This window comes from Streptomyces sp. NBC_00554, from assembly GCF_041431135.1.
Lineage (GTDB): Bacteria > Actinomycetota > Actinomycetes > Streptomycetales > Streptomycetaceae > Streptomyces.
This window is the reverse complement of the sequence record NZ_CP107799.1, coordinates 8,876,425-8,898,432: the sequence shown is the minus strand read 5'-3', so window position 1 is coordinate 8,898,432 and position 22,008 is coordinate 8,876,425. Positions and strand designations below refer to the sequence as shown.

Annotated in this window: 17 protein-coding genes and 1 pseudogene; 10 read left to right on the top strand and 8 right to left on the bottom strand. The window is 72.0% G+C overall.

The features are described from left to right. The first annotated feature begins 24 nt into the window (after positions 1–24). The 3 genes from OG266_RS39415 to OG266_RS39405 all read left to right on the top strand — a co-directional run bounded on the left by OG266_RS39415 (position 25) and on the right by OG266_RS39405 (position 3,113). Positions 25–1,179: a sensor histidine kinase gene (locus OG266_RS39415; protein WP_266468371.1), complete on the top strand. Its 1,155-nt coding sequence runs from the start codon at positions 25–27 to the stop codon at positions 1,177–1,179. A 14-nt stretch (positions 1,180–1,193) separates the two neighbouring features. After that, a complete protein-coding gene (locus tag OG266_RS39410) occupies positions 1,194–1,856 on the top strand; it encodes a response regulator transcription factor (protein ID WP_326724567.1) in 663 nt (220 codons plus the stop codon). A gap of 99 nt (positions 1,857–1,955) precedes the next feature. Then, positions 1,956–3,113 (top strand): ROK family transcriptional regulator, encoded by a 1,158-nt coding sequence (locus OG266_RS39405; protein WP_371551669.1) that lies wholly within the window; start codon positions 1,956–1,958, stop codon positions 3,111–3,113. 108 nt (positions 3,114–3,221) lie between these two features. Here OG266_RS39405 and OG266_RS39400 read toward each other — a convergent pair whose 3' ends face one another. Next, positions 3,222–3,983, bottom strand: a complete 762-nt coding sequence (locus OG266_RS39400; protein ID WP_266468362.1) for a GntR family transcriptional regulator — start codon at positions 3,981–3,983, stop codon at positions 3,222–3,224. A gap of 299 nt (positions 3,984–4,282) precedes the next feature. Further along, positions 4,283–5,167: an RNA polymerase sigma-70 factor gene (locus OG266_RS39395; RefSeq protein WP_329548938.1), complete on the bottom strand. Its 885-nt coding sequence runs from the start codon at positions 5,165–5,167 to the stop codon at positions 4,283–4,285. Positions 5,168–5,349: 182 nt separating this feature from the next. Between OG266_RS39395 and OG266_RS39390 the strand changes: the two genes are divergently transcribed. Then, positions 5,350–6,180, top strand: a complete 831-nt coding sequence (locus OG266_RS39390) for an alpha/beta fold hydrolase (RefSeq protein ID WP_371551666.1) — start codon at positions 5,350–5,352, stop codon at positions 6,178–6,180. A 477-nt stretch (positions 6,181–6,657) separates the two neighbouring features. Here OG266_RS39390 and OG266_RS39385 read toward each other — a convergent pair. After that, positions 6,658–7,062: pseudogene (locus OG266_RS39385) on the bottom strand (EamA family transporter); the annotation flags it as partial. Between the two features lie 47 nt (positions 7,063–7,109). Here OG266_RS39385 and OG266_RS39380 point away from each other — a divergent pair. From OG266_RS39380 to OG266_RS39370, 3 genes are all read left to right on the top strand, one after another. Beyond that, complete coding sequence (locus OG266_RS39380; protein ID WP_371551665.1) at positions 7,110–8,582, top strand: PLP-dependent aminotransferase family protein; 1,473 nt, start codon at positions 7,110–7,112, stop codon at positions 8,580–8,582. Between the two features lie 209 nt (positions 8,583–8,791). Further along, on the top strand, positions 8,792–10,387 hold the full coding sequence (locus OG266_RS39375) for an alkaline phosphatase (RefSeq protein WP_371551663.1): 1,596 nt from the start codon (positions 8,792–8,794) through the stop codon (positions 10,385–10,387). A gap of 242 nt (positions 10,388–10,629) precedes the next feature. Then, a complete protein-coding gene (locus OG266_RS39370; protein ID WP_371551661.1) occupies positions 10,630–12,060 on the top strand; it encodes a GNAT family N-acetyltransferase in 1,431 nt (476 codons plus the stop codon). Positions 12,061–12,180: 120 nt separating this feature from the next. On the opposite strand, the gene OG266_RS39365 is transcribed toward OG266_RS39370, so the two are convergent. Beyond that, the gene (locus OG266_RS39365) at positions 12,181–13,395 is read right to left on the bottom strand and encodes a PLP-dependent aspartate aminotransferase family protein (RefSeq protein WP_371551659.1); all 1,215 of its coding nucleotides are present in this window, start codon (positions 13,393–13,395) and stop codon (positions 12,181–12,183) included. A 60-nt stretch (positions 13,396–13,455) separates the two neighbouring features. Between OG266_RS39365 and OG266_RS39360 the strand changes: the two genes are divergently transcribed. Next, complete coding sequence (locus OG266_RS39360; RefSeq protein ID WP_266468342.1) at positions 13,456–13,938, top strand: Lrp/AsnC family transcriptional regulator; 483 nt, start codon at positions 13,456–13,458, stop codon at positions 13,936–13,938. A gap of 65 nt (positions 13,939–14,003) precedes the next feature. Further along, entirely contained in the window at positions 14,004–15,695 is a 1,692-nt protein-coding gene (locus tag OG266_RS39355) for a DUF885 domain-containing protein (protein WP_371551657.1), read from the top strand. A 113-nt stretch (positions 15,696–15,808) separates the two neighbouring features. Here OG266_RS39355 and OG266_RS39350 read toward each other — a convergent pair whose 3' ends face one another. Next, positions 15,809–16,324, bottom strand: a complete 516-nt coding sequence (locus OG266_RS39350) for an immunity 21 family protein (RefSeq protein ID WP_371551655.1) — start codon at positions 16,322–16,324, stop codon at positions 15,809–15,811. A gap of 146 nt (positions 16,325–16,470) precedes the next feature. Then, positions 16,471–16,977 (bottom strand): rhodanese-like domain-containing protein, encoded by a 507-nt coding sequence (locus OG266_RS39345; protein WP_371551653.1) that lies wholly within the window; start codon positions 16,975–16,977, stop codon positions 16,471–16,473. Positions 16,978–17,158: 181 nt separating this feature from the next. Here OG266_RS39345 and OG266_RS39340 point away from each other — a divergent pair, with 181 nt between their 5' ends. After that, on the top strand, positions 17,159–17,605 hold the full coding sequence (locus tag OG266_RS39340; RefSeq protein ID WP_326724556.1) for an Lrp/AsnC family transcriptional regulator: 447 nt from the start codon (positions 17,159–17,161) through the stop codon (positions 17,603–17,605). A gap of 1 nt (position 17,606) precedes the next feature. Here OG266_RS39340 and OG266_RS39335 read toward each other — a convergent pair whose 3' ends face one another. Then, positions 17,607–20,594: an AAA family ATPase gene (locus OG266_RS39335; RefSeq protein ID WP_371551652.1), complete on the bottom strand. Its 2,988-nt coding sequence runs from the start codon at positions 20,592–20,594 to the stop codon at positions 17,607–17,609. Between the two features lie 52 nt (positions 20,595–20,646). Further along, the gene (locus OG266_RS39330; RefSeq protein WP_371551650.1) at positions 20,647–21,810 is read right to left on the bottom strand and encodes an exonuclease SbcCD subunit D; all 1,164 of its coding nucleotides are present in this window, start codon (positions 21,808–21,810) and stop codon (positions 20,647–20,649) included. Between the last annotated feature and the right edge of the window lie 198 nt (positions 21,811–22,008).

The window sequence follows — 22,008 nt, the reverse complement described above, 5'->3', positions numbered from 1 at the left end:
GGTGCGGCCTGTCACGATGACGCAATGGCCCGTTTTCTGCGCCCGCTGCTCCGGGGGACGACGTACACGCGTTGGTTGCACCTGTGGGTGCCGATGCTGTTCACCAGCGTGTGGCTGTTCATCGACATGTCGAAGCCGTGGGTGCCCGCCGTGCTGCTGGTTCCGCTGGGGCTGATCCCGGCCGTCCGGCGGGGCGAGGGTGTGCAGGCGCAGTTCATGCTGGCGCGGGGCGGCGGGGAGGCGGCGTTCTCGGTCGCTCCAGCGGCCACGTGGCGGGACCGCTGGCGGACCGTGCTCTGGCTGGAAATCCGGTTGGTGAGCGGGTGGGTGGCTTGCGGGCTCTCTGTCTGGTTGCCGCTGATCGCCTTCGATCTCGTCTTCGCGGCGACCGGCCACGACACGACCGACAACCCCTTCGTGCCGCTCTCGCATGCGCACTGGGCCTACGGGCTGCTCTTCCCGTTCCCACTGCTCGCGCTGTACGGCGCGGTCATCGGCCTCGGCGAGCTGATCACGGCGATAGCCCGCCGCCTCCTCGGCCCCTCCGCCGGCGAGCGGCTCGCTGCCCTGGAGGAGCGCACCGATCAGCTCCTGGAGCGCAACCGCATCGCCCGTGAGCTCCACGACTCCATCGGTCACGCGCTGACCGTCGCCGTGGTGCAGGCGGGCGCGGCCCGGGCGGCCGGCGACCCCGCGTTCACCGACCGGGCCCTGGGCGCCATCGAGGACACCGGCCGGGCCGCTCTGGAGGACCTGGAGCGGGTGCTCGGTGTGCTGCGGGAGGCGGAGCGTCCGGTGAGCAGTCGCCCCACCCTGACCGAGGCCGACCGGCTCCTGGAGTCGGCGCGTGCCTCCGGGGCCAAGGTCGACGCCGAGGTGACCGGTCCCGTGGAGACCGTGCCGGGTCCGGTGTCCCGCGAGGGGTACCGCATCCTCCAGGAATCGCTCACCAATGTCCTGCGGCATGCGGGAAGCGTCCCGGCCCGGGTCCGTATCGAGGTCCAGGACGGCGGGCTGGTCCTGGAGGTCCGCAATCCGCTCACCGCGGAGATATCGGGGCCCGGCCGGGGCAGCGGGCTGCGCGGGATACGGGAGCGCGCGGCGCTGCTCGGCGGCCGGGCGCGGACGGGGCCGGACGAGGGTGACTGGCAGGTGCATGTAGAGCTGCCGCTGCGCTGATCTACGCTGGCCGGATGCCGGTCACCGTTCTCCTCGTCGACGACGAACCCCTCGTACGCGCTGGTCTGCGCGCCGTCCTGGAGGCCCAGCCCGACATCGAGGTCGTCGGGGAGGCCGCCGACGGTGCCGCGGTGATCCCGCTGGTACGGCAACTGCGGCCCGACGTCGTCGCCATGGACGTACGAATGCCCCTGATGGACGGCATCGAGGCCACACGCGCGGTGCTGCGGACCGTGGCCGATCCGCCGAAGATCCTGGTGGTGACGACGTTCGAGAACGACGAGTACGTCTACGAGGCGCTGCGGGCGGGCGCCGACGGGTTTCTGCTGAAGCGGGCGCGGCCGGCCGAGATCGTGCACGCGGTGAGGCTCGTCGCCGAGGGCGAGTCTCTGCTGTTCCCCGCTTCCGTACGGCAGTTGGCCGCCGAGTACGGGGACAGCGCGGGGAATCCGGCTGCGCGCGCGGCCATGGATCGGGCGGCCCTGACCGAGCGGGAGGCGGAGGTGCTGCGGCTGATGACGCGGGGGATGTCGAACGCCGAGATCGCCGCTCGGATGATCGTCGGGACCGAGACGGTCAAGTCCCATGTCAGCGCCGTACTGGCGAAGCTGGGGGCCCGGGATCGTACGCAGGCGGTCATCGCGGCGTACGAGTCGGGGTTCGTGGCGCCCGGGTGAGTCCGACCCGTCAGTAGGTAACTGGTCCCCGGCACTCGCCGGGGTCCGCCGCGCCGAGTACGATCCGGCCAACACGCGCACGAGCTGGGAGGACGGACGTTGGGGCAGTTGACCGGCGGGGACCCCTCTCTGCTGCGAAGGATCAATTCCGCGGTGGTGCTGCACGCGCTGCGCACCACGGACTGCGCGACCCTCACCGAGATCACCCGGGTGACCGGATTGTCCCGGCCGACGGTCGAGGGAGTCGTCGAGGGCTTGATGGAAGCCGGGCTCGTGGTCGAGAAGGCGGCCGAGGAGGGCGCTGCCCGGCGCCAGGGCCGTCCGGCACGCAGGTTCCGCTTCCGGGCCGAGGCGGGCCATCTGCTGGGCCTGGAGATCGGCCCGCACCGGGTCGCCGCGCTCCTCTCGGACCTGGACGGCCGGGTGCTCGGCGCCATGTCCAAGGACGTGGAGGAGACGGCGTCGGCGGACGAGCGGCTCGATCGGCTGCGTACGGCGGTCGCCGAGCTGCTGCGCCGGGCGGGCGTCGCCCGGAGCTCCCTGCGCGCGGTGGGCGTCGGCAGCCCCGGAATCGTCGAGGCGGACGGCACCGTACGCCTGGGCACGGCGCTGCCGGAGTGGACGGGCCTGCGTCTCGGCGAGCGGCTGAGCCGTTCCTTCAAGTGCCCGGTGCTGGTCGAGAACGACGCCAACGCGGCGGCGGTCGCCGAGCATTGGAAGGGTGCGGCCACCGAGTCGGACGACGTGGTGTTCGTGCTGGCCGGGCTCAGCCCCGGTGCCGGTTCGCTGATCGGCGGACGGCTGCACCGGGGGTACGGGGGCGCGGCCGGGGAGATCGGCGCGCTGCATCTGCTGGGGCGCGAGGTGACGCCCGAGACGCTGCTGTCGACCACGGGCGAGCCGCTGCACCCGCTCGACGAGCAGGCGGTCGCCGAGGTCTTCGCGTACGCCCGGAGCGGCGACCAGCGGGCCATCGCGGCGGTCGACCGCTTCATCCAGCGTCTCGTCCACGACGTCGCGGCGCTCGTCCTGGCGCTCGACCCCGAGCTGGTCGTCATCGGGGGCTGGGCGGCCGGTCTGGACGGCGTTCTGGAGCCGCTGCGGCGCGAGTTGGCGCGCTACTGCCTGCGCCCGCCGAAGGTGGCGCTCTCCCTCCTGGGCGAGGCCGCCGTGGCGACGGGCGCCCTGCGGCTGGCTCTCGACCATGTCGAGGAGGAGCTGTTCGCGGTGGAGGGAACGGTCACCGCGCGGCGCTGAGCGGAACCGGCGTGCAACGCATGCGAAAACGTCCCGCCCCGGAGTCTTCCGGGGCGGGACGCTCGTACGTTGGGCTGCTGCTCGGTGGCAGACCGCTCGGCTCGCGGCTCAGGAAGCCTTGCGTTCCGGGTCGTGGTGGATCTCCACGCCGCCGGAGTCGCCGAAGGTCAGCCGGCAGGTGTCGGCGCGGTAGGTGGCGACGGAGACCGCCGCGGTGCGTCCCTGCGCGAAGAAGCGGGTCGTGACGACGAGGACGGGCGCTCCCGGAAGCCGGTCGAGCTCCTTGGCGTCGTCCGCACGGGCCGAACCGAGCTCCACGGCGCTGTCCTGACCCTCCAGGTCCAGGCGCTGCAGCTCGCGCAGCACTGCACGCGCGCGTGCCGTGCCCGAGGGCGCGTCGATCGCGGACAGGTCGGGCACCGAGGACGCCGGGATGTAGAGCAGTTCGGCGGCGACCGGCTGGCCGTGCGTCACGCGGGAGCGGCGCACCGTGTGCACCTGCTCGTCGTGGCCCGACTCCAGGATTCCGGCCACCCCCGCGGGCGGGACCGCCACCGTGCAGTCCGCGGGCTGCCAGGCGTCGCCGACCGCGCCCGGCCACGTGTGCTGCTCGGAACCGACGGCCACACCCACGCGCGGCGGGGCGACAGTGGTGCCCACCCCGCGGCGGCGCTGCAGACGGCCTTCCAGTTCGAGCTGTTCCAGAGCCTGGCGGAGCGTGGCCCGGGCGACCCCGAACCGAGCCGCCAGGTCGCGCTCGTTGGGCAGGATCTCGCCCACGGTGAAGTCGGAGTCCAATGCCTCACTGAGCACGGTCTTGAGATGCCAGTACTTAGGCTCCGGCACCGTTTCCAACTGCTGGGTCCCCACCCTGTCCTCCGCAATCGCCGTGGCCCGGCGGCGTTTTAGCGCCCTTGTTTATTAAAGGTTCCTGCACTATCCCTGTGACCATAAGTCCGCCTACACCCTTGGTCAAGACCAATCCTCAATCCCTTACGGATTGCACAGGGGTGCTGCCGCAGAGCGTTCACAGGGCGTTCGTGCTGGGTGATGTTCGTGACACAACGCCGAAAGCCCCCGTCCAGAGGACGGGGGCTTTCGGCGGTCCGCACGGGCCGGGGCGGGTTTCCCCCCGGCTACTCCTCGGCTACTCCTCGGCTACTCCTCGGCTACTCCTTGGCGAGCGACACCAGCTTCTCCGGGTTGCGCATGATGTAGACGCACTGGATGCGGCCGTCCACGACGTCGAACTGGAAGACGCTGTCGGGCTTGTCGCCGGACAGGGCCAGCAGCGCGATGCCGCCGTTGAGTTCCAGGAAGCGGAACGACGGGTCGGCGATGCTCTTGCGGGCCGCACCCTGGAGGAAGCGCGCCACCTTGTCGGCGGACTCGATGACCCGCAGCGGGGCCTGGGACAGCCCGCCGCTGTCGGCGACCAGACGCGCGTCCGGGGCCAGTAGGGACAGCAGCCCTTGCAGGTCACCCTCGGCCGCCGCGGCGAGGAAACGTTCGGTCAGCGCGCGGCGTTCGGCCGGGTCGACCTCGTAGCGCGGGCGCCGTTCGTCCACGTGCTTGCGGGCCCGCCCGGCGAGCTGGCGTACCGCGGGTTCGCCCCGGTCGAGGACGACGGCGATGTCCGCGTACGGGAAACCGAACGCCTCTCTGAGGACGAACACCGCCCGCTCCAGGGGCGAGAGGGACTCCAGGACGACGAGGACGGCGACTGAGACGGAGTCGGCGAGGACGGCCTGCTCCGCGGTGTCGGGGACGGTGTCCCCGAAGTCGGTGACGTACGGCTCGGGAAGCCACTGACCCACGTACGCCTCGTTGCGCGACTGGACTTGGCGCAGCCGGTCGATGGCGAGCCGGGTGGTGACCCGCACCAGGTAGGCGCGCGGTTGGCGCACCTCGGCCCGGTCGGCGCCGGACCAGCGCAGCCACGCTTCCTGGACCACGTCCTCCGCGTCGGCCACCCGCCCGAGCATGCGGTAGGCGACGCCCATCAGGACGGGACGGTGCTCTTCGAAGTCGTCAATCGCGATGTCGGTGGCCACGGTTCCATCCCATCCGACTCGTCACGTCCCTGTCCAGGTGGAATCGGTCGGACTGAACGTACCCGCCTGCGGTTCGCGGCAACCGGGGGCTACCCGTCGGTAGTAGTTGCTGACAAGCTGTCTACGAGACGGTCCGTCAGCCTGTCCGCATGTCCTGCGTGTCCCAGTCGAGGAGCAGCATCATGTCCGCCACAGTCTCCTTCAGCCTCCCCTCTCCGCGCGGCCCCAGGACCGTGACGCTGTCCTACGCGCGCGTGGGCACCGGTGAGCCGCTGCTCCTGCTGCACGGCATCGGCCACCACCGGCAGGCCTGGGACCCGGTCGTCCACCTCCTGGCGGCCGAACGCGACGTCATAGCCGTCGACCTGCCCGGCTTCGGCGAGTCGCCGGCGCTGCCCGAGGGCCTCACGCACGACCTCGAGACGGTGGTGCCCGCGCTCGGCGCGCTGTGCGAGGCGCTGGAGATCGAACGACCGCATGTGGCGGGCAACTCCCTGGGCGGGCTGCTGGCCCTGGAGTTGGGCCGCGAGAAGCTCGTACGGTCCGTCACCGCAATCTCGCCCGCCGGGTTCTGGACGCAGGCCGAACGGCGGTACGCGTTCGGTGTGCTGCTCGCGATGCGGCAGGCCGCGCGGCGCATGCCCGTCCCGCTGGTCGAGCGGCTCTCGCGCACGGCGGCCGGGCGGGCGGTGCTGACGAGCACCATCTACGCCCGCCCCGGCCGCCGTTCACCCGAGGCCGTCGTCGCGGAGACCCTCGCGCTGGCCCGCGCCGAGGGCTTCACGCCGACCCTCCGGGCGGGCGGCTCCGTCCAGTTCACCGACGACGTCCCCGGGCTTCCGGTCACCGTGGCCTGGGGCACCCGGGACCGGCTGCTGGTGCGCCGCCAGGGGATCCGCGCGAAGCACATCATTCCGCGCGCGCGGCTGATCAGGCTGCCCGGCTGCGGGCACGTCCCGATGAACGACGATCCGGCGCTCGTCGCCCGCGTCATTCTCGACGGCAGCCGCTGAGCGACGCCCGGCGCGTGCCAACGCACCGGAACCCAGGGCGACTCCGGCGCCGACCAGCGCGCTCCCGACGGCCTGCGCGGCACCGTACGCGCCCGTGCCGACGAGCGGGGCGGTGGCGGCCGCCGCGACGGGGATGAGGCCGGAGAAGAGCGTGGCGCGTTCCGCGCCGATGCGCCGCATTCCCGTGTACCAGCACACGAAGCCGACGACCGTGACGACCGCCGCCTGCCACAGCAGCGCGGTGGCCTCGGTCGCGTCCGGCATCCGAAGCCAGGCGCCGCCGCCGGTGAGCACACCGGCCACCGCCGACTCGACCGCGGCGATCCCACAGACGGTGACCGTCAGCAGCCGTGGACCGAGCGGCCGCACCAGGGGCACGGCCAGGACCGCGAAGCCCACCTCTCCGACGAGCGCGCACACGGAGTACGCGATCCCCGCGCCGTCCGTACGGCCCCAGCCCTGGACGGTGAAGGCGCCCACCGCGACGAGCAACGACCCGTACAGCACGAGACGTTGGGGCCGGCGGCCCTCCCGGAGAGGGACGATCACGGCCACGAGCACCGGGGCGCAGCCCACGAAGACGCCCGGAACCGCGGGCTCCGCCGTCCGTTCGGCGGCGATCACCGCGATGTTGAAGCCGACCATGCCGACCGCCGCGAGCAGTCCGAGGCGCCCCCACCGGCGCGGCGTGAGCTGCCGCAGCGTGGCGGCGCCGCCCCGGCCGACCAGCGGCAGCAGCAGCAAGCAGGCAAGGCCGTAGCGCAGGAACTGGCCTCCCGCGTACGGGTAGTCGTCCAGGACGCTGTTTGCGGTGAAGGAGGCTCCGACGAGGACACAGGCGAGGGCGGCGAGCAGTGCGCCCCGGGCGGGGGTGACGTTCATGGCAGCGACGCTATGAAGGGACGCGGTCCGGTTTAAGGTCCACTTCCATGACGTCATCGGGGACCAATGCGAAGGGCACACCGGCCGGATCCCCGTCCCCTGGATCCGGGTCATCGGGGTCCGCCCCCTGGGCCGCCGCCTGGGAGCTGCTCCTGCCGGCCGCGTCGGCACCGGCACGCGCGCGTGGCCGCACGCTCCAGGAGGCGCTGCGCGAGTCGGTTCGTTCGGGCCGGCTCGCACCGGGCACCCGGCTGCCCGCCAGCCGCGAACTCGCCGCCGATCTCGGGGTGTCCAGGGGGCTGGTCACGGAGGCGTACGAGCAGCTGACCGCGGAGGGGTATCTGCGCAGCGGCCGGGGTGCCGGGACCTGGGTCGGCGATGCCGTGCGGGCGGCCCGGCCAGGCGTACGTGATCTCGCGCCGCGAGCAGCCGACGCCCGGGCCGACTTCGTTCCCGGGACGCCGGACCTGTCGCTGTTCCCGCGTGCCGCGTGGGCAGCCGCGCAGCGCGGGGTTCTCGCCGAACTCCCCCACCACGCAATGGGCTACCCGGATCCGCGCGGGCTGCCCCGGCTGCGCACCGCCCTCGCCGAGCTTCTCTCCCGGCGCCGTGGTGTGGTCGCCGATCCGGAGCGGATCGTCGTGGTCTCCGGGGTCGCGCAGGCGATGACACTGCTCGGATTCGTGCTCCACGCGCGCGGGGTGCGCGATGTCGGAGTCGAGGACCCCGGCAGCCCCGAGCACGCCTCGCTGTACGCCTCGGCCGGCGTCGGCACCGTACCGCTGCCCCTGGACGAGGAGGGGCTGGCCACCGGACCGCTGGGGGCTTCGGGCGTACGAGCGGTGATGACGACGCCCGCCCATCAGTTCCCGTTGGGGATCGCGTACTCCGCGCGCCGTCGGGCCGAACTCCTCGACTGGGCACGGTCGGTGGACGGCTTGGTGATCGAGGACGACTACGACGGGGATTTCCGCTACGACCGTGCCCCCGTGGGCGCGCTGCAAGGCCTCGACCCGGAGCACGTCGCCTACACGGGGTCGGTCAGCAAGTCCCTCGCTCCGGGGCTGCGGCTGGGCTGGCTGCTCGTGCCCGCGTCACTGGCCGAGGAGGCGGTCGAGCGCAAGCGCACCATGGATCTCGGAAACCCTGTCGTCGACCAGGCACTCCTTGCCCGTTTCATCGAGCGGGGCGACTACGACCGGCAGCTGCGCCGCTGCCAACGCGCCTACCGGGAACGGCGCGACACCCTCGTATCCGCCCTTGAGGAGCACTTTCCCGGCACGGAGGTGTCCGGGATCGCGGCGGGTCTGCACGTCATCGCCGCGCTGCCCGAACGGTACGGGCCACGGGACCACTTCCTCGAACGAGCCACCGCGGCCGGAGTTGCCGTACGTCCGCTGGCGCACTACGGGGAGACGGTCGACGACGGCGTACGGCTGGTGCTGGGGTACGCGCACCTGTCCCCCGCACGGATCCGGGACGGCGTACGGCTGATGGCGGACGCGACGGCACACGAGTGATGACAGGCGGGACGGCATACGGCTGATGACGGAGGACGCCGTCCGCTTCTGTCATACGCGTCGCATGCTCACGGGACATCCGTGAGAAGTCGCACACCGGTTCCCTCGTCCCCGCGGTCCGCTGTTCACTCGTGGTTTCCGTGCCCGCTGCGGCGCACCAGTAGTTGTGGCATTGCCCATTGGCCGAATCCGTCCCTGGAGGCGCATTCATGTCACACCGTCCGCAGCATCCGTTCCCCGGTCGCCGCAGCGTTCTGCGCGGCTCCCTCGCCGCCTCCGCCGCACTGGCCCTGCCCACCGCGCTCGGCGCGGCACCGGCGTTCGCCCTCTCCGGGCGGCCGAAGGCGGGGTGGGGCGTCCAGACCGGAGACGTGACGGCCAACTCCGGACTGGTGTGGGTACGGTCCGACCGCCCGGCCCGCATGATCGTCGAGACGTCCGCGACCGAGTCGTTCCGCAACCCCCGCAGGTGGCAGGGTCCGCTGCTCGGGTCCGACACCGACTTCACGGGGACGACGCGGCTGCGCGGGCTGCCCGCGGGCGAGCAGATCCACTACCGCGTGCTGCTCGCCGACCCCGACGACCCGCGCCGCACGGGCGAACCCGTGACCGGCACCTTCCGTACGACACCGCGCGGGCGGCGCGACGGGGTGCGCTTCCTGTGGTCGGGTGACCTGGCGGGACAGGGCTGGGGCATCAACCCGGACCTCGGCGGCTACCGGATCTACGACGCCATGGCGAAGCTCGACCCGGACTTCTTCCTGTGCAGCGGCGACAACATCTACGCCGACGGCCCGATCACGGCAACGGCGGCGCTCCCCGACGGCAGCACCTGGCGCAACATCACCACCGAGGAGAAGTCCAAGGTCGCCGAGACGCTGGCCGAGTTCCGCGGCAACTTCCGCTACAACCTGCTGGACGAGAACCTGAAGCGCTTCAACGCCCAGGTGCCGTCCATCATCCAGTGGGACGACCACGAGGTGCGCAACAACTGGTACCCCGGTGAGGTGATCGCGGCCTCGGACACCCGCTACACCGAGAAGAACGTCGATGTCCTGGCCGCCCGGGGCCGCCGCGCGTTCAGCGAGTACTTCCCCCTCTCGACGCTGCGACCGGACAACCAGGACGGCCGCGTGTACCGGGTCCTGCGCCAGGGCCCGCTCCTGGACGTGTTCGTGCTCGACATGCGGACCTACCGCAACGTCAACTCCCCCGACACGCAGACCACGGACCCGCAGGGCATTCTCGGCGCCGAGCAACTGGAGTGGCTCAAGCGGGAGTTGTCGCGGTCGCGTGCGGTGTGGAAGGTGATAGCCGCGGACATGCCGCTCGGTCTGGTCGTGCCGGATGCCACCGAGGGGAAGCCGAACATCGAGGCCGTCGCCCAGGGCGACCCGGGCGCGCCGCTCGGGCGCGAGCTGCAGATCGCGGAGCTGCTGCGGTTCGTCAAGCACCGGCGGATCACCGGCACGGTGTGGCTGACGGCCGATGTGCACCACACCTCGGCGCAGCACTACCAGCCGTCGAGGGCCGCGTTCACCGACTTCGAGCCGTTCTGGGAGTTCGTCTCAGGGCCGCTCAACGCCGGCGCCTTCCCGGCGAGCGCGCTGGACAACACCTTCGGTCCTGAGCGGGTTTTCGTGAAGGCGCCGACCGCCTCGAACGTCTCGCCCGCCGGTGGCTACCAGTTCTTCGGCGAGGTCGACATCGACGGCGACAGCGGCGAGCTGACGGTGCGGCTGCGCGAGCAGGACGGCACCGTGCTGTTCACACAGGTGCTTCAGCCCGGGCGGGTGGGGCAGTAGCAGCCGGGGCGCGTGACCAACTCCCGTATTCTCGAACTGCTGGGCCGCGCACCGGAGTCATCCCCCGGTGCGCGGTCTCCTCTCCGCGCAGACGGCCGGACGGCTCGGCTCGTTCAGACGACGGAAGCAAAACAACCGCAAAAAGAACATCAAAAGGTACAGAACGATACTTTACCCATCAGTCACAGACCGTTCGTGATCACGCAACACGGTTCCTTCACAGTGGCTGTATGACTCCAGACATGTCTGATGTGACGCGTGCGAAGCACGGACGCCCCGTTCACCACTGGCGGCGGGACGTCGTCGAACTCGCCGCACTGTTCACGGCCGTTGCGGTCGCGGACGCCGTGGCCAACCTGATCGGGCACGGACCCGACGGCACGGCCCTGCTGATCATCTCGGCCGTCGTCCTGGTCGCCACGGCCGGCTTCCACACATGGTGGGCACGCCGCCACGGTCATGCGCCGCCGGCAGACCATACCGGCGCCCGGCCGCTCGCCGGCGGGCGCCCGGCCGGGACCTCCGAGGAATCCACGGCGGTGCCGGAGTCCCTCGCCGGAGCGACCACGCTGTGGCGGATGCGGACGACGGTGAAGGACGCCCCGGGATCCCTGGCCGCGCTGTGCTCGGCGCTGGCGCAGCAGCGGGTCGACATCCTGAGCCTGCAGACACATCCGCTGGCAGAGGGCACCGTGGACGAGTTCCTGCTGCGCGCGCCCGCAGAGCTGGCGGCTTCCGAGATGACCCGCGCCGTCTCGCTGGCGGGTGGCACGGAGACCTGGACGGAGCGGGCCGACGCCCACGACCTCGTCGACGCGCCGACCCGGGTGCTGGGTCTGGCCACTCGTACGGCGCTGGACGCGGCGGAACTGCCGCTCGCGCTCCGGCAGTTGCTCGGCCGGTGCACCATCCGCTCACTGCCCGCCAAGTCGCCCGGATCCGGTCGCGCGGTGGAAAGCGCTCCCGTCGAGGGGGCGCTCGAAGGAACGGTGATGCGGCTGCGGGCGCCCGAGGGCGGGGTGATCACGGTGGAGCGGCCGTATCTGCCGTTCACGCCGACGGAGTTCGCGCGGGCGCGGGCGCTGGTGGAGCTGGACGCGCGGCTCGGTCCGCGGATCCCGCGCAGTCAGGACGTGCTGACGCTGCCGGAAGGCAACGCCATCAGCCTGCGGCGCGCCGACGTCGGCGACCTCGAGGCCGCCAAGGCGATGCACGAGCGCTGCTCGCCCCGCACGCTGAGCATGCGCTACCACGGTCCTGTCGGCGACGCGGACCGCTACCTCAACCACCTGCTCAGCCCGCGTTTCGGACGCACGCTCGCCGTGCAGACGGCATCGGGGCGCATCGTCGGGCTCGGCCATCTCCTCTGGGACGGCGACGAGACGGAGATCGCGCTCCTCGTCGAGGACGACTGGCAGCGGCGCGGTATCGGCGGCGAACTGCTCGGCCGCCTGGTGACGATGGCCGTCGAGGCGAGCTGCGAGAGCGTGTACGCCGTCACGCAGTCCTCCAACACCGGCATGGTCGCCGCCATGCGCGGCCTCGGCCTTCCCCTCGACTACCAGATCGAGGAAGGCACCCTGGTCATCACGGCCCGTCTGGACGCGACTCCGGTGACGTCACGGCTGCCGTACGACGAGGGGCAGCGTGGGGAGCGGGTCGTGCGGGACTAGCGCTCCGCCAGCGCTCCGCCGGACATGCGGCTCGTTCTGCCGCGGGCCGGTGGGGGCTGGTCGCGCAGTTCCCCGCGCCCCTTGCGGGGCGCGGTTGCGCACCCGACTTCACCGGGCACGTCAGGCCAGGGCCCCGGTCCGCCCCAACGCCCCGTCCAGGTCGGCCCACAGGTCGTCGACGTCCTCCAGCCCCACCGACAGCCGCAGCAGCCGGTCGCCGACCCCGGCGTCGCGCCGGTCCGCCGCGTCCACGACGCGGTGGCTGATGGAGGCCGGATGCTGGATGAGGCTGTCCACGCTGCCGAGGCTCACGGCGGGGGTGATCAGACCGACCCCGGCGATGACGGCGTGCGGGTCGCCGTGCACCTCGAAGGCGATCATGGCGCCGCCGATCCGCGGATAGTGGACGCGGGCGACGCGCGGATCGGCGGCGAGGCGGCGGGCCAGTTCCGCCGCGTTCGAGGACGCGGCCCGGACCCGCACGGGCAAGGTCGACAGACCACGCAGCAGCAGATAACCGGCGAGCGGATGCAGGACACCCCCCGTGGCGAACCGCACTTGGCGCAGCCGCCCGGCGAACTCCTCGTCGCAGGCCACCACCCCGGCCATCACGTCGCCGTGTCCGCCCAGGTACTTGGTGGCACTGTGCAGGACCAGCCGCGCCCCCTGCTCGGCGGGGCGTTGCAGCACCGGCGTGGCAAAGGTGTTGTCGGCGAGCAGGGGAACGGAACCGCAGTCGTACGCGAGGGCCTTCAGGTCGAGTTCGGCGAGCGTCGGGTTGGCCGGGGACTCCACCATCACCAGGCCCGTGTCGGGGCGCAGCGCGTCCGCCACCCCCGCCGGGTCGACCCAGGTCACCTCGGAGCCCAGCAGTCCGGCGGTGAGCAGGTGGTCGCTGCAGCCGTACAGGGGTCGTACGGCGACGACATGGCGCAGGCCGAGCGCGTTCCGTACGAGCAGTACGGCGCTCAGTGCGGCCATGCCGCTGGCGAACGCGACCGCGCTCTCGGTGCCTTCGAGGCGCGCGAGGGCGGTCTCGAAGCGGGCGACGGTCGGGTTGCCGAGCCGGCCGTAGACGGGCGGGCCCTGCGGTTCGGCGCCGTCCGCGGCGAACGCGTCGATGCGGGCGGCCTCGCCGCGGCTGTCGTACGACGGGTAGGTCGTGGACAGGTCGATCGGCGCCGCGTGCAGTCCCTGCCGGGCGAGATCCTCCCGCCCCGCGTGCACGGCCTCGGTGGCGAGCGCGCGGGTACGGCCGGCGCCGTGTCTCGTCGTGTCCGGTTCGCGTATGTCGTAGCTGTCCGGTTCACGTATGTCGTAGCTGACGGAATCCATGCCCACAAGCCTGAACAAGGGCCGGGAAGAGAGCGCCGAACCCCGTGCTACGTTCGCGCCATGGCCGATTCTGTCGTACTCGATCCGGTGGATCTCCATCTGCTGCGGCTTTTGCAGAACGACGCCCGGACGACGTATCGCGATCTCGCGGCGCAGGTAGGTGTCGCGCCCTCGACCTGCCTGGACCGGGTGACCAGGCTGCGCCGTGCGGGAGTCATTCTCGGCCACCAGCTGCGGCTGGACCCGGCGAGGCTGGGGCGGGGCCTGGAAGCCCTGCTGTCCGTGCAGGTCAGACCGCATCGGCGGGAGCTGGTGGGACCGTTCGTGGAGCGCATCAGGGCGTTGCCCGAGTCGCGGACCGTCTTCCATCTCACGGGACCCGACGACTATCTCGTCCATGTCGCGGTCGCCGACATGGCTGATCTGCAGCGGCTGGTTCTCGACGGGTTCACGTCCCGGCGTGAAGTGGCGCGCGTCGAGACCCGGTTGATCTTCCAGCAGTGGGACTGCGGCCCACTGCTGCCACCGCAGCGCGAGGGCTGACGGAAGGGTCACGCCCTGAGCAAATCTTGCTGACGGGGACCGCGTCCCCGTACGAGGATGTCCGCATGCCTGAGACGAAGATCCCGCTGCCCCGCGAGGTCGCCGACGCGTATGTCGACGACCTCATCGCCCTCGACCCGGTCACTGGTACCTACCTCGGCGACAAGGCGAGTGCCGGCAAGCTGCCGGATGCCTCGCCCGCAGGTCAGGCCGCCCTGGCCGACCTGGCGCGCAGGACCCTGGAGCGGCTCGACGAGGCGGAACGGCAGCCGGGCGCGGACAGTGACATCGAGCGTCGCTGCGGTCGGCTGCTGCGCGAGCGGCTCACCGCCGAGCTCGCCGTCCACGACGCCGACGACCATCTGCGCATGGTCGGCAACATGCATTCGCCCGCGCACTCGGTGCGCGAGGTCTTCACACTCACTCCCACGGAGACGGACGAGGACTGGGCGGCGGTCGCGGAGCGGTTGCGCGCGGTTCCGGGCGCGCTGGAGGGCTACCGCGAGTCCCTCGCCCTCGGCCTGGATCGCAAGCTGTACGCGGGCCCCCGCCCCACCGCGACGTTCATCGGGCAGCTCACCGAGTGGTCCGACACCGACGGGCAGGGCCGCGGCTGGTTCGAGGACTTCGTGGCGCCTGGCCCCGAGACGCTGCGCGCGGAGCTGGACACCGCCGCCCGTACCGCGACCGAGGCCCTGGTCTCCCTGCGGGACTGGATGCGCGAGGTGTACGCGCCCGCCATCGAAGGCGCGCCGAACACGGTCGGCCGCGAGCGGTACGCCCGCTGGTCGCGCTACTTCAACGGTACGGATCTCGACCTCGACGAGGCGTACGCGTACGGCTGGGCGGAGTACCACCGCCTCCTCACCGAGATGAAGAGCGAGGCCGAGAAGGTCCTGCCCGGCGCCGAGACCCCCTGGGTGGCGCTCGCGCACCTCGACGAGCACGGCACGCACATCGACGGCGTCGACGAGGTGCAGGCCTGGCTGCAGAATCTGATGGACCAAGCGATCGAGGCGCTGGACGGGACACACTTCGAGCTCGCCGAGCGGGTACGGAAGGTGGAGTCGCACATCGCGCCGCCCGGCAGCGCGGCGGCCCCGTACTACACGGCACCGTCCGAGGACTTCTCACGCCCCGGCCGTACGTGGCTGCCGACGATGGGCCAGACCCGCTTCCCCGTGTACGACCTCGTCTCGACCTGGTACCACGAGGGCGTCCCGGGCCACCACCTCCAGCTCGCGCAGTGGGCGCACGTCGCGGGAGACCTCTCCCGCTACCAGGCCACCGTCGGCGGAGTCAGCGCCAACGCCGAGGGCTGGGCGCTGTACGCGGAGCGGCTCATGGACGAACTCGGCTTCCTCACCGACGCGGAGCAGCGCCTCGGCTATCTCGACGCGCAGATGATGCGTGCGGCCCGCGTCATCGTCGACATCGGCATGCATCTGGAACTGGAGATTCCGGCCGATTCACCGTTCCACCCGGGTGAGCGCTGGACGCCCGAGCTGGCGGAGGAGTTCTTCGGGGCGCACAGCAGCCGTCCCGCCGACTTCGTGGAGAGCGAGCTGACCCGCTACCTCTCGATCCCCGGACAGGCCATCGGCTACAAGCTCGGCGAGCGCGCCTGGCTGCTGGGCCGCGAGAACGCGAAGAAGCGCCACGGAGACGCCTTCGACGCGAAGGCTTGGCACATGGCGGCCCTGTCTCAGGGCTCGCTGGGCCTGGACGACCTGGTGGACGAACTGTCCCAGCTCTGACGCTCACCGACGGCGGCCGGGCTCGGACCGGCGACACGAGTCCGGCCGACGTCGGCATCCGCGCCCCGCGCGGCAGGTGCCCGCGGGGAACGTGAAGTCCCGTGGGTCGTCGCTCAGTTCGGCAGCCGCCGGAGCTGTACGAGGCCCACCCACGTCTCGGGTCCCGGCTCCGCGTACGTCGCGCGCACCGCGTACCGGCCCGGCTCCAGCGCGAGCTTGAGGTGATCCGTCCGCTTCGATTCGCTCCCCGGCCAGGCCGCGTCGAACAGGACCACGGGGCCGGGCACGTTCCAGTGCACCTCCGGCTCCCAGACCGCCGCTTCGAGTGCCGCGGGGACGATGGAGAGCAGTTCGTCCTCGGAGTCGGCTGCACACCACCGTACGAAGGTGCCGTGCTCGGGGAGGAAGGCGGTCGAGGCGGGTTCGTCGCCGAGGACCAGGGCCCTGGTGTCGCCGACGGGCACGAGACCTATGTAGCCGTCCACGTCGCACGCCCGGTCGTAGTCGGAGGACGTCTCGTCGCCGTCCGCGCCCGACCAGAACGGCAGCACGACCTCCGGAATCACTATGAGCGGCCCGCCGCCCGACTCCACCCACTCGACCGCACCTGGTTCCGCGTATCTCGCCATGCGGCAGAAGCTACACGGCGGGGACCCGGTGGAGATCCGGTGTCCCCTCCGCTGTCCGATACGCCACCCTCGACACCCATGACCACCCGAACTCCCTTTCCCTCCGCATGCGTTACCGCGACAGCACAGGACAGGACGGGCCCGGCTCAGCAGCCGCAGTCCGCCGCGTCCAGCGGTGCCGTCAGCGGGTCCGCGGTGCGCTGCTGGCGCCCCTCCCAGGTCTCGAACTCGAAGCCCTCGCGCGCCCAGTACTCGAAGCCGCCGAGCATCTCCTTGACCTGGAAGCCGAGTTCGGCGAGGGCGAGGGCGGCGCGGGTCGCGCCGTTGCAGCCGGGTCCCCAGCAGTACGTGACGACCGGCACCGACTTGTCGAGGAGCTGTTCGGCCTGCTCGGGGATGAGCGCGGTCGGCAGGTGGATCGCGCCGGGGACATGGCCCTGGTCCCAGGACTCGGTCGAGCGGGAGTCGAGGACGACGAAACCGGGGTCGCCGTCGGCGCCGAGGGCGGCGGCGACGTCGGACACGTCGGCGTGGAAGGCGAGGCTCGCGCCGAAGTAGGCGGCGGCAGCTGCCGGAGACGCGGGCGCGACGCCCAGAACGGGGTTCACGGCGGTCGAGGTGCCGGTCACGCCGGCCTCGGTGGTCGCTGTCATGGTGTGGCCTTCCCTCCCTGTCCCGCCTGACCAGTGGCTTCTGCGCACCGGCCGCGCGGGGACCTGCACCCGCCCGCGGGACTTCCTGGCCAGAAATCTATGTCCGGTGACCGCGACCTTGAAGTGGCGATCCACGGCATCACTCTTGATCGGCCGGGGATTTTCCTGCTATCCATCACACATGACCGCGTATTCCCCGGACGCCACCGACTGGCGCATCCTCGATGTCCTGCAGCGCGAGGGCAGGGCCAGTTTCACCGACCTGGCCCGTGCCGTCTCCATGTCCGCGAGCGCGGTCACCGAACGGGTCCGCCGACTGGAGGAGGCGGGTGTGATCCAGGGTTATGCGGCCGTCGTCGACCCGGAGAGCCTGGGCCTGCCGATCCTGGCGTTCGTGCGGCTCAGGTACCCGAACGGCAACTACAAACCCTTCCACGACCTGGTCGAGGTGACGCCCGAGATCCTGGAGGCGCACCACGTCACGGGCGACGACTGCTTCGTCATCAAGGTCACGGCGCGCTCCATGAGCCACCTGGAGGAGGTGTCCGGCAAGATCGGCACCCTGGGCTCCGTGACCACGAGCGTCGTCTACTCCTCGCCGCTCCCCCGCCGCCCGCTGGGCCACTGACTCACATCTGGTCGCCCCGCTGCCTTACGACCGAGCCCGTTCTCCCCTTCACGACCTCCAGTTGGGCGTGGATGCGGCGCCGCAGGTCTGCGACATGGCTGACGATGCCGACGCTGCGGTCCCGCTCGCGCAGTGAGTCGAGTACGTCGAGGACCTCGTCGAGGGTCTGGTCGTCGAGGCTGCCGAAGCCCTCGTCGATGAAGAGCGTGTCGAGCCGCACCCCGCCGGCCTCGTCGGTGACGACGTCCGCGAGGCCGAGGGCGAGTGCGAGGGAGGCGAAGAACGTCTCGCCGCCGGAGAGTGTCGCCGTGTCGCGCTCGCGGCCGGTCCAGGCGTCCACGACATGCAGTCCGAGCCCGCTGCGCCCACGCCCGGCGCGGTCGTCGGAGTGGACGAGGGTGTAGCGCCCCGAGGACATGCGCCGCAGCCGGACGGTCGCGGCGGCGGCGACCTGTTCCAGGCGGGCGGCGAGGACGTAGGACTCCAGGCGCATCTTGCGTTCGTTGTCCGCCGACGTGCCGGCCGCGAGACCGGCCATGCGGGCCACCCGGTCGTACGCCTCACGCAGTGGCGCCAGGCGGCGTGCGGACGCGGTGGCGTGCGCGGACAGCCGGTCGAGCTCACCGCAGCGCCGGGCGGCGGCGTCCTGCGCGGAGGCGGTGTCCCGCAGCCGGCGGGCGGCGGACTCGGCGGCCTGTTCGGCGGTCCACAGGTCGGCGGGCGGCTGCTGGGCGGCGGCCGCCGTGTCGGTCTCGGCGAGGACGGCCCGCACTGCCGCTTCCTCCGACTGCCAGGTGTCGAGCCGCCGTTGGAGCTCCCGGTGGGCCGCGTCGTCGAGCAGTGCGGCAGCGGCTGCCCGCGGTGTGTCGAAGCCTGCGCGGAAGGCAGCGTCGGAGAGTCGCGCGTCGGCGTCCTTGAGCCGCTGCGCGGTGTCGTCGGCCGCGCGCACGGCGTCCGCGGCCTCGGTGAGCAGCGCGACCTGCCGCTCCAGTTGCGCGGCCCGCGCGGCTACGCTGCCGGCCGCGCCCCGCGCCTGTTCCAACTCCTCCTCCAGGGATGCTCTTTCCAGGTCGTTCCGGTCGCGGTGCGAGACCCGGGCGGCGGCGCGGAGTGCGGCCTGCTGCTGGGCGGCCACCCGCCGTTCGTGCTCGAGCCCGGCCTGTGCGAGTCGCTCACGCGCGGTGTGCAGCCCGGATGCGGCGGCGCGCGCCTCGGCGTACTCCCGCTCCAACTCCTCGGCCTGCTCAGCGAGTTGCTCGGTGGGCGCGTCCCCCGCCTCCGCGGTGGCGGCGGCCAGTGCCTCCCGTACGACGCCGAGTCGCCGCTCGGCCTCGGCGCGCTCCTCGTCGGCGCGCTGGTAGGCGGCGAGGGCGTGCTCCTCTGCCTCCCGGTCGACATGCCCGGCGATCTTCCGTGCGGGCGCGGGGTGTTCGGTGCCGCCGCACACGGCGCAGGGTTCGCCGTCGACAAGGCCCGCGGCGAGTTCCGCGGCGATGCCCTGGAGGCGCTGTTCCTTCAGGTCGAGCCAGTGGGCGCGCGCGTTCGTGGCGCGTTCGCGGGAGGCGAGGGCGCGCGCCTGGGTGTCGTCCGTGTCGCGGGCGAACGCGTCGCGCTGGCGGGCGGCCCTGAGCCGGGCCTGCGCGGGGTCGCGCTGCACGGCGAGCTGCTCGGCATGTGTCGCCGCTTCCTGCGCGGACTCGATGCGTGCCTCGTCGGCCGTGCGGGTCGCCTCCCAGGTGGCGAGCCAGTTCTCGGCGTCCTGGAGCACTTCCTCGTCGGCACGCTCCTGGCTGTCCAAGTCGGCGCTCTCGGCGGCGAGTTCGGCCAGTTTCCGTTCGGCGCGGCGTGCCGACTCCAGTCCGCCCAGCTCCTCCGCCGCCTTGCGTGCGGCGGAGGCGAGCCCGGGCGCGCCGGCTCCGGCGAATGTCTCAGGCAGGGCGGCACGCGCGCGTGCTTCCTCGGCCGACGCGCTCCGGTGCTCGGCCTCGGCGGCGTCGCGCAGGTCGAGTGCGGGGGCCACCGCCTCGGCCTTGCGGGCACGCTCCATACGCGTCTGGGCCTCGCGGTGGGCGTCGGCGCGCTCCTCCAGGCGGGCGGCTCGCTCTCTCGCCTCCGCGAACCGGCGCTGCAGCCGGGCCACTTCACGCACGTCGTCGAGTACGCGATCGGCCGCGGCCTGCGCTGATTCGGCGGCCGTCCGGGCGCAGTGGGCGATGGTGAGCCGTTCGCGGGCGGTGCTGCGGGCGATGGCGGCGGCGCTCAGGATGGCGTCGGCGAGACCGGGGTCTCCCGGCGCGAGGCCGGGCAGCTCCATGGCGTCGCCCGCGGCCTGCTGCATACGGTGGGCGTCGGCGAGCAACGCCGTGTCCCCGTCGCGTACTTCGGTCTCGGCCGCGCGCCGCCGCTCGGCAAGACGCTTCTCGACCTCGGCGAAGCGGTGGGTGTCGAAGAGGCGGCCGAGCAGCTTGCCGCGGGCCTCGGCGTCCGCCCGTAGGAAGCGTGCGAAGTCGCCCTGGGGCAGCAGCACGACCTGGCAGAACTGCTCGCGGCTCATGCCGAGCAGCTGGGTGATCTCCTCGCCGATCTCCTGGTGGGAGCGGCTGAGGTCCTTCCAGGAGCCCGCCGACGCGTCGTACTCGCGCAGCCAGCTCTGCGCCTTCTCGGTCGTGGTGCCCGTGCCGCGTCTCTTGGCCCGCTCGAAGGGCGGCTGCCGGGTGATCTCCAACCGCCGTCCGGCGACGGTGAGTTCGAGGCTCACCTCCGTGCGGGTCGCGGGTGTCGCGTGATCGCTGCGCAGCGAACCGCCCTGGCGGGCGCCCGGCACCGCTCCGTACAGTGCGAAGCAGACGGCGTCGAGCACGGATGTCTTGCCCGCGCCCGTCGGCCCGTGCAGCAGGAAGAGCCCGGCGGCCGACAGCTCGTCGAAGTCAACCCGCTGGGCGTCGCCGAAGGGCCCGAACGCGGTGATGTCCAGGCGGTGCAGCCTCATCGGGCGCCCTCCGTGAAGTCCAGCGGCCGTACGTTGTCCGGTGGAAGTGATGTCACCGGGCCACCTCCCGTACAGCCTCGTCGGCGCGGACCGCGTCGAACGCGTCCCGTAGCACCGCCTGTTCGCGTGCGTCGGGTCCGGCGCCGCGCACATGGGCGACGAAGTCCTCCGCGATCTGCTGTTCGCCACGGCCCGCGAGCCGCCGGGCATAGGAGAGGTCTGGGTCCTCCGGCGCTCTCTCCGGGTCGAAGGCGAGGCTGAGTGTGTGCGGGAAGCGCTCGGTCAGCCGGGCCATGGGGTCGGCCGGGCGCACCGGGTCGGTGAGGGTCGCCTCGACCCACGCCTCCTCGTGGCGCGCCAGCTTCGGATCGGCGAGCAGCTCCTCCAGTTGCCCTCGGATCCGGGCGAGCGCCCGAGGGACGGGGCAGTCGATCCGCTCGGCGTCGAGCAGACCCTCGGGGCCCAGGTCCACGAGCCACATGCTCTTGCGGTGGTCGGCCTCAGAGAAGGAGTACGGCAGCGGGGAGCCGGAGTAGCGCACGCGCTCGGTGATGGTCTGGCTGCCGTGCAGATGCCCGAGCGCGGTGTAGTCGACGCCGTCGAAGACCCCGGCGGGCACGGAGGCGACCCCGCCGACCGTGATGTCCCGCTCGCTGTCGCTGGCCTCGCCCCCGGTGACGAAGGCATGGGCGAGGACCACGGAGCGGGTGCCCGGCGCCCGCGCGCCGAGGTCGGCGCGGACCCGGTCCATGGCAGCGGCGAGCACCGCCTCGTGGCCGGGCTTCTCCACCCCGAACTCGTCCTTCACCAGGGCCGGTTCGAGATAGGGCAGTCCGTAGAAGGCCACGTCGCCGTGCGCGTCGGCGATCACCACGGGCGTACCGCAGGCCGAGGCCTCGGTCCGCAGATGAACGCCCGCCCGCCCGATGAGACCCGCGCCGACACCCAGCCGGCGCGCCGAATCATGGTTCCCGGAGATCATCACCGTGGGCACACCGAGGTCGGCCAGCCGGTGCAGGGCGTCGTCGAAGAGTTCGACCGCGGCCAGCGGCGGCACCGCCCGGTCGTACACGTCCCCCGACACGACCACCGCGTCCACCTCGCGCTCACGCACGGTCGCGACGAGGTGGCCGATGAACTCGGACTGGGCGCCGAGCATGTTCACCCGGTGGAACGCCCGGCCGAGATGCCAGTCGGAAGTGTGCAGCAATTTCATGAAATCGTTCTGACCTGCACGTTTACCCCCACCAGGCATCTACAACGAACACAAAGCCAGCCCGGGCTCGCCGCCAACACCCACCACGCTAACGCCTTTGACCTCCCGATCCATCACTGACCTCAAATCACCCAGGCAAATAGCACAATCCACGCGCCGGGCAGCCAGTGGATCACCTCGGCGGACTCTCCGGTAACG

Bases quoted from the DNA above. Each gene is read 5' to 3' on its own strand.
- OG266_RS39415 (WP_266468371.1), top strand. From the start codon at position 25: ATGGCCCGTTTTCTGCGCCCGCTGCTCCGGGGGACGACGTACACGCGT.
- OG266_RS39410 (WP_326724567.1), top strand. From the start codon at position 1,194: ATGCCGGTCACCGTTCTCCTCGTCGACGACGAACCCCTCGTACGCGCT.
- OG266_RS39390 (WP_371551666.1), top strand. From the start codon at position 5,350: ATGTCCGCCACAGTCTCCTTCAGCCTCCCCTCTCCGCGCGGCCCCAGG.
- OG266_RS39380 (WP_371551665.1), top strand. From the start codon at position 7,110: ATGACGTCATCGGGGACCAATGCGAAGGGCACACCGGCCGGATCCCCG.
- OG266_RS39375 (WP_371551663.1), top strand. From the start codon at position 8,792: ATGTCACACCGTCCGCAGCATCCGTTCCCCGGTCGCCGCAGCGTTCTG.
- OG266_RS39370 (WP_371551661.1), top strand. From the start codon at position 10,630: ATGTCTGATGTGACGCGTGCGAAGCACGGACGCCCCGTTCACCACTGG.
- OG266_RS39365 (WP_371551659.1), bottom strand. From the start codon at position 13,395: ATGGATTCCGTCAGCTACGACATACGTGAACCGGACAGCTACGACATA.
- OG266_RS39360 (WP_266468342.1), top strand. From the start codon at position 13,456: ATGGCCGATTCTGTCGTACTCGATCCGGTGGATCTCCATCTGCTGCGG.
- OG266_RS39355 (WP_371551657.1), top strand. From the start codon at position 14,004: ATGCCTGAGACGAAGATCCCGCTGCCCCGCGAGGTCGCCGACGCGTAT.
- OG266_RS39350 (WP_371551655.1), bottom strand. From the start codon at position 16,324: ATGGCGAGATACGCGGAACCAGGTGCGGTCGAGTGGGTGGAGTCGGGC.
- OG266_RS39345 (WP_371551653.1), bottom strand. From the start codon at position 16,977: ATGACAGCGACCACCGAGGCCGGCGTGACCGGCACCTCGACCGCCGTG.
- OG266_RS39340 (WP_326724556.1), top strand. From the start codon at position 17,159: ATGACCGCGTATTCCCCGGACGCCACCGACTGGCGCATCCTCGATGTC.
- OG266_RS39335 (WP_371551652.1), bottom strand. From the start codon at position 20,594: ATGAGGCTGCACCGCCTGGACATCACCGCGTTCGGGCCCTTCGGCGAC.
- OG266_RS39330 (WP_371551650.1), bottom strand. From the start codon at position 21,810: ATGAAATTGCTGCACACTTCCGACTGGCATCTCGGCCGGGCGTTCCAC.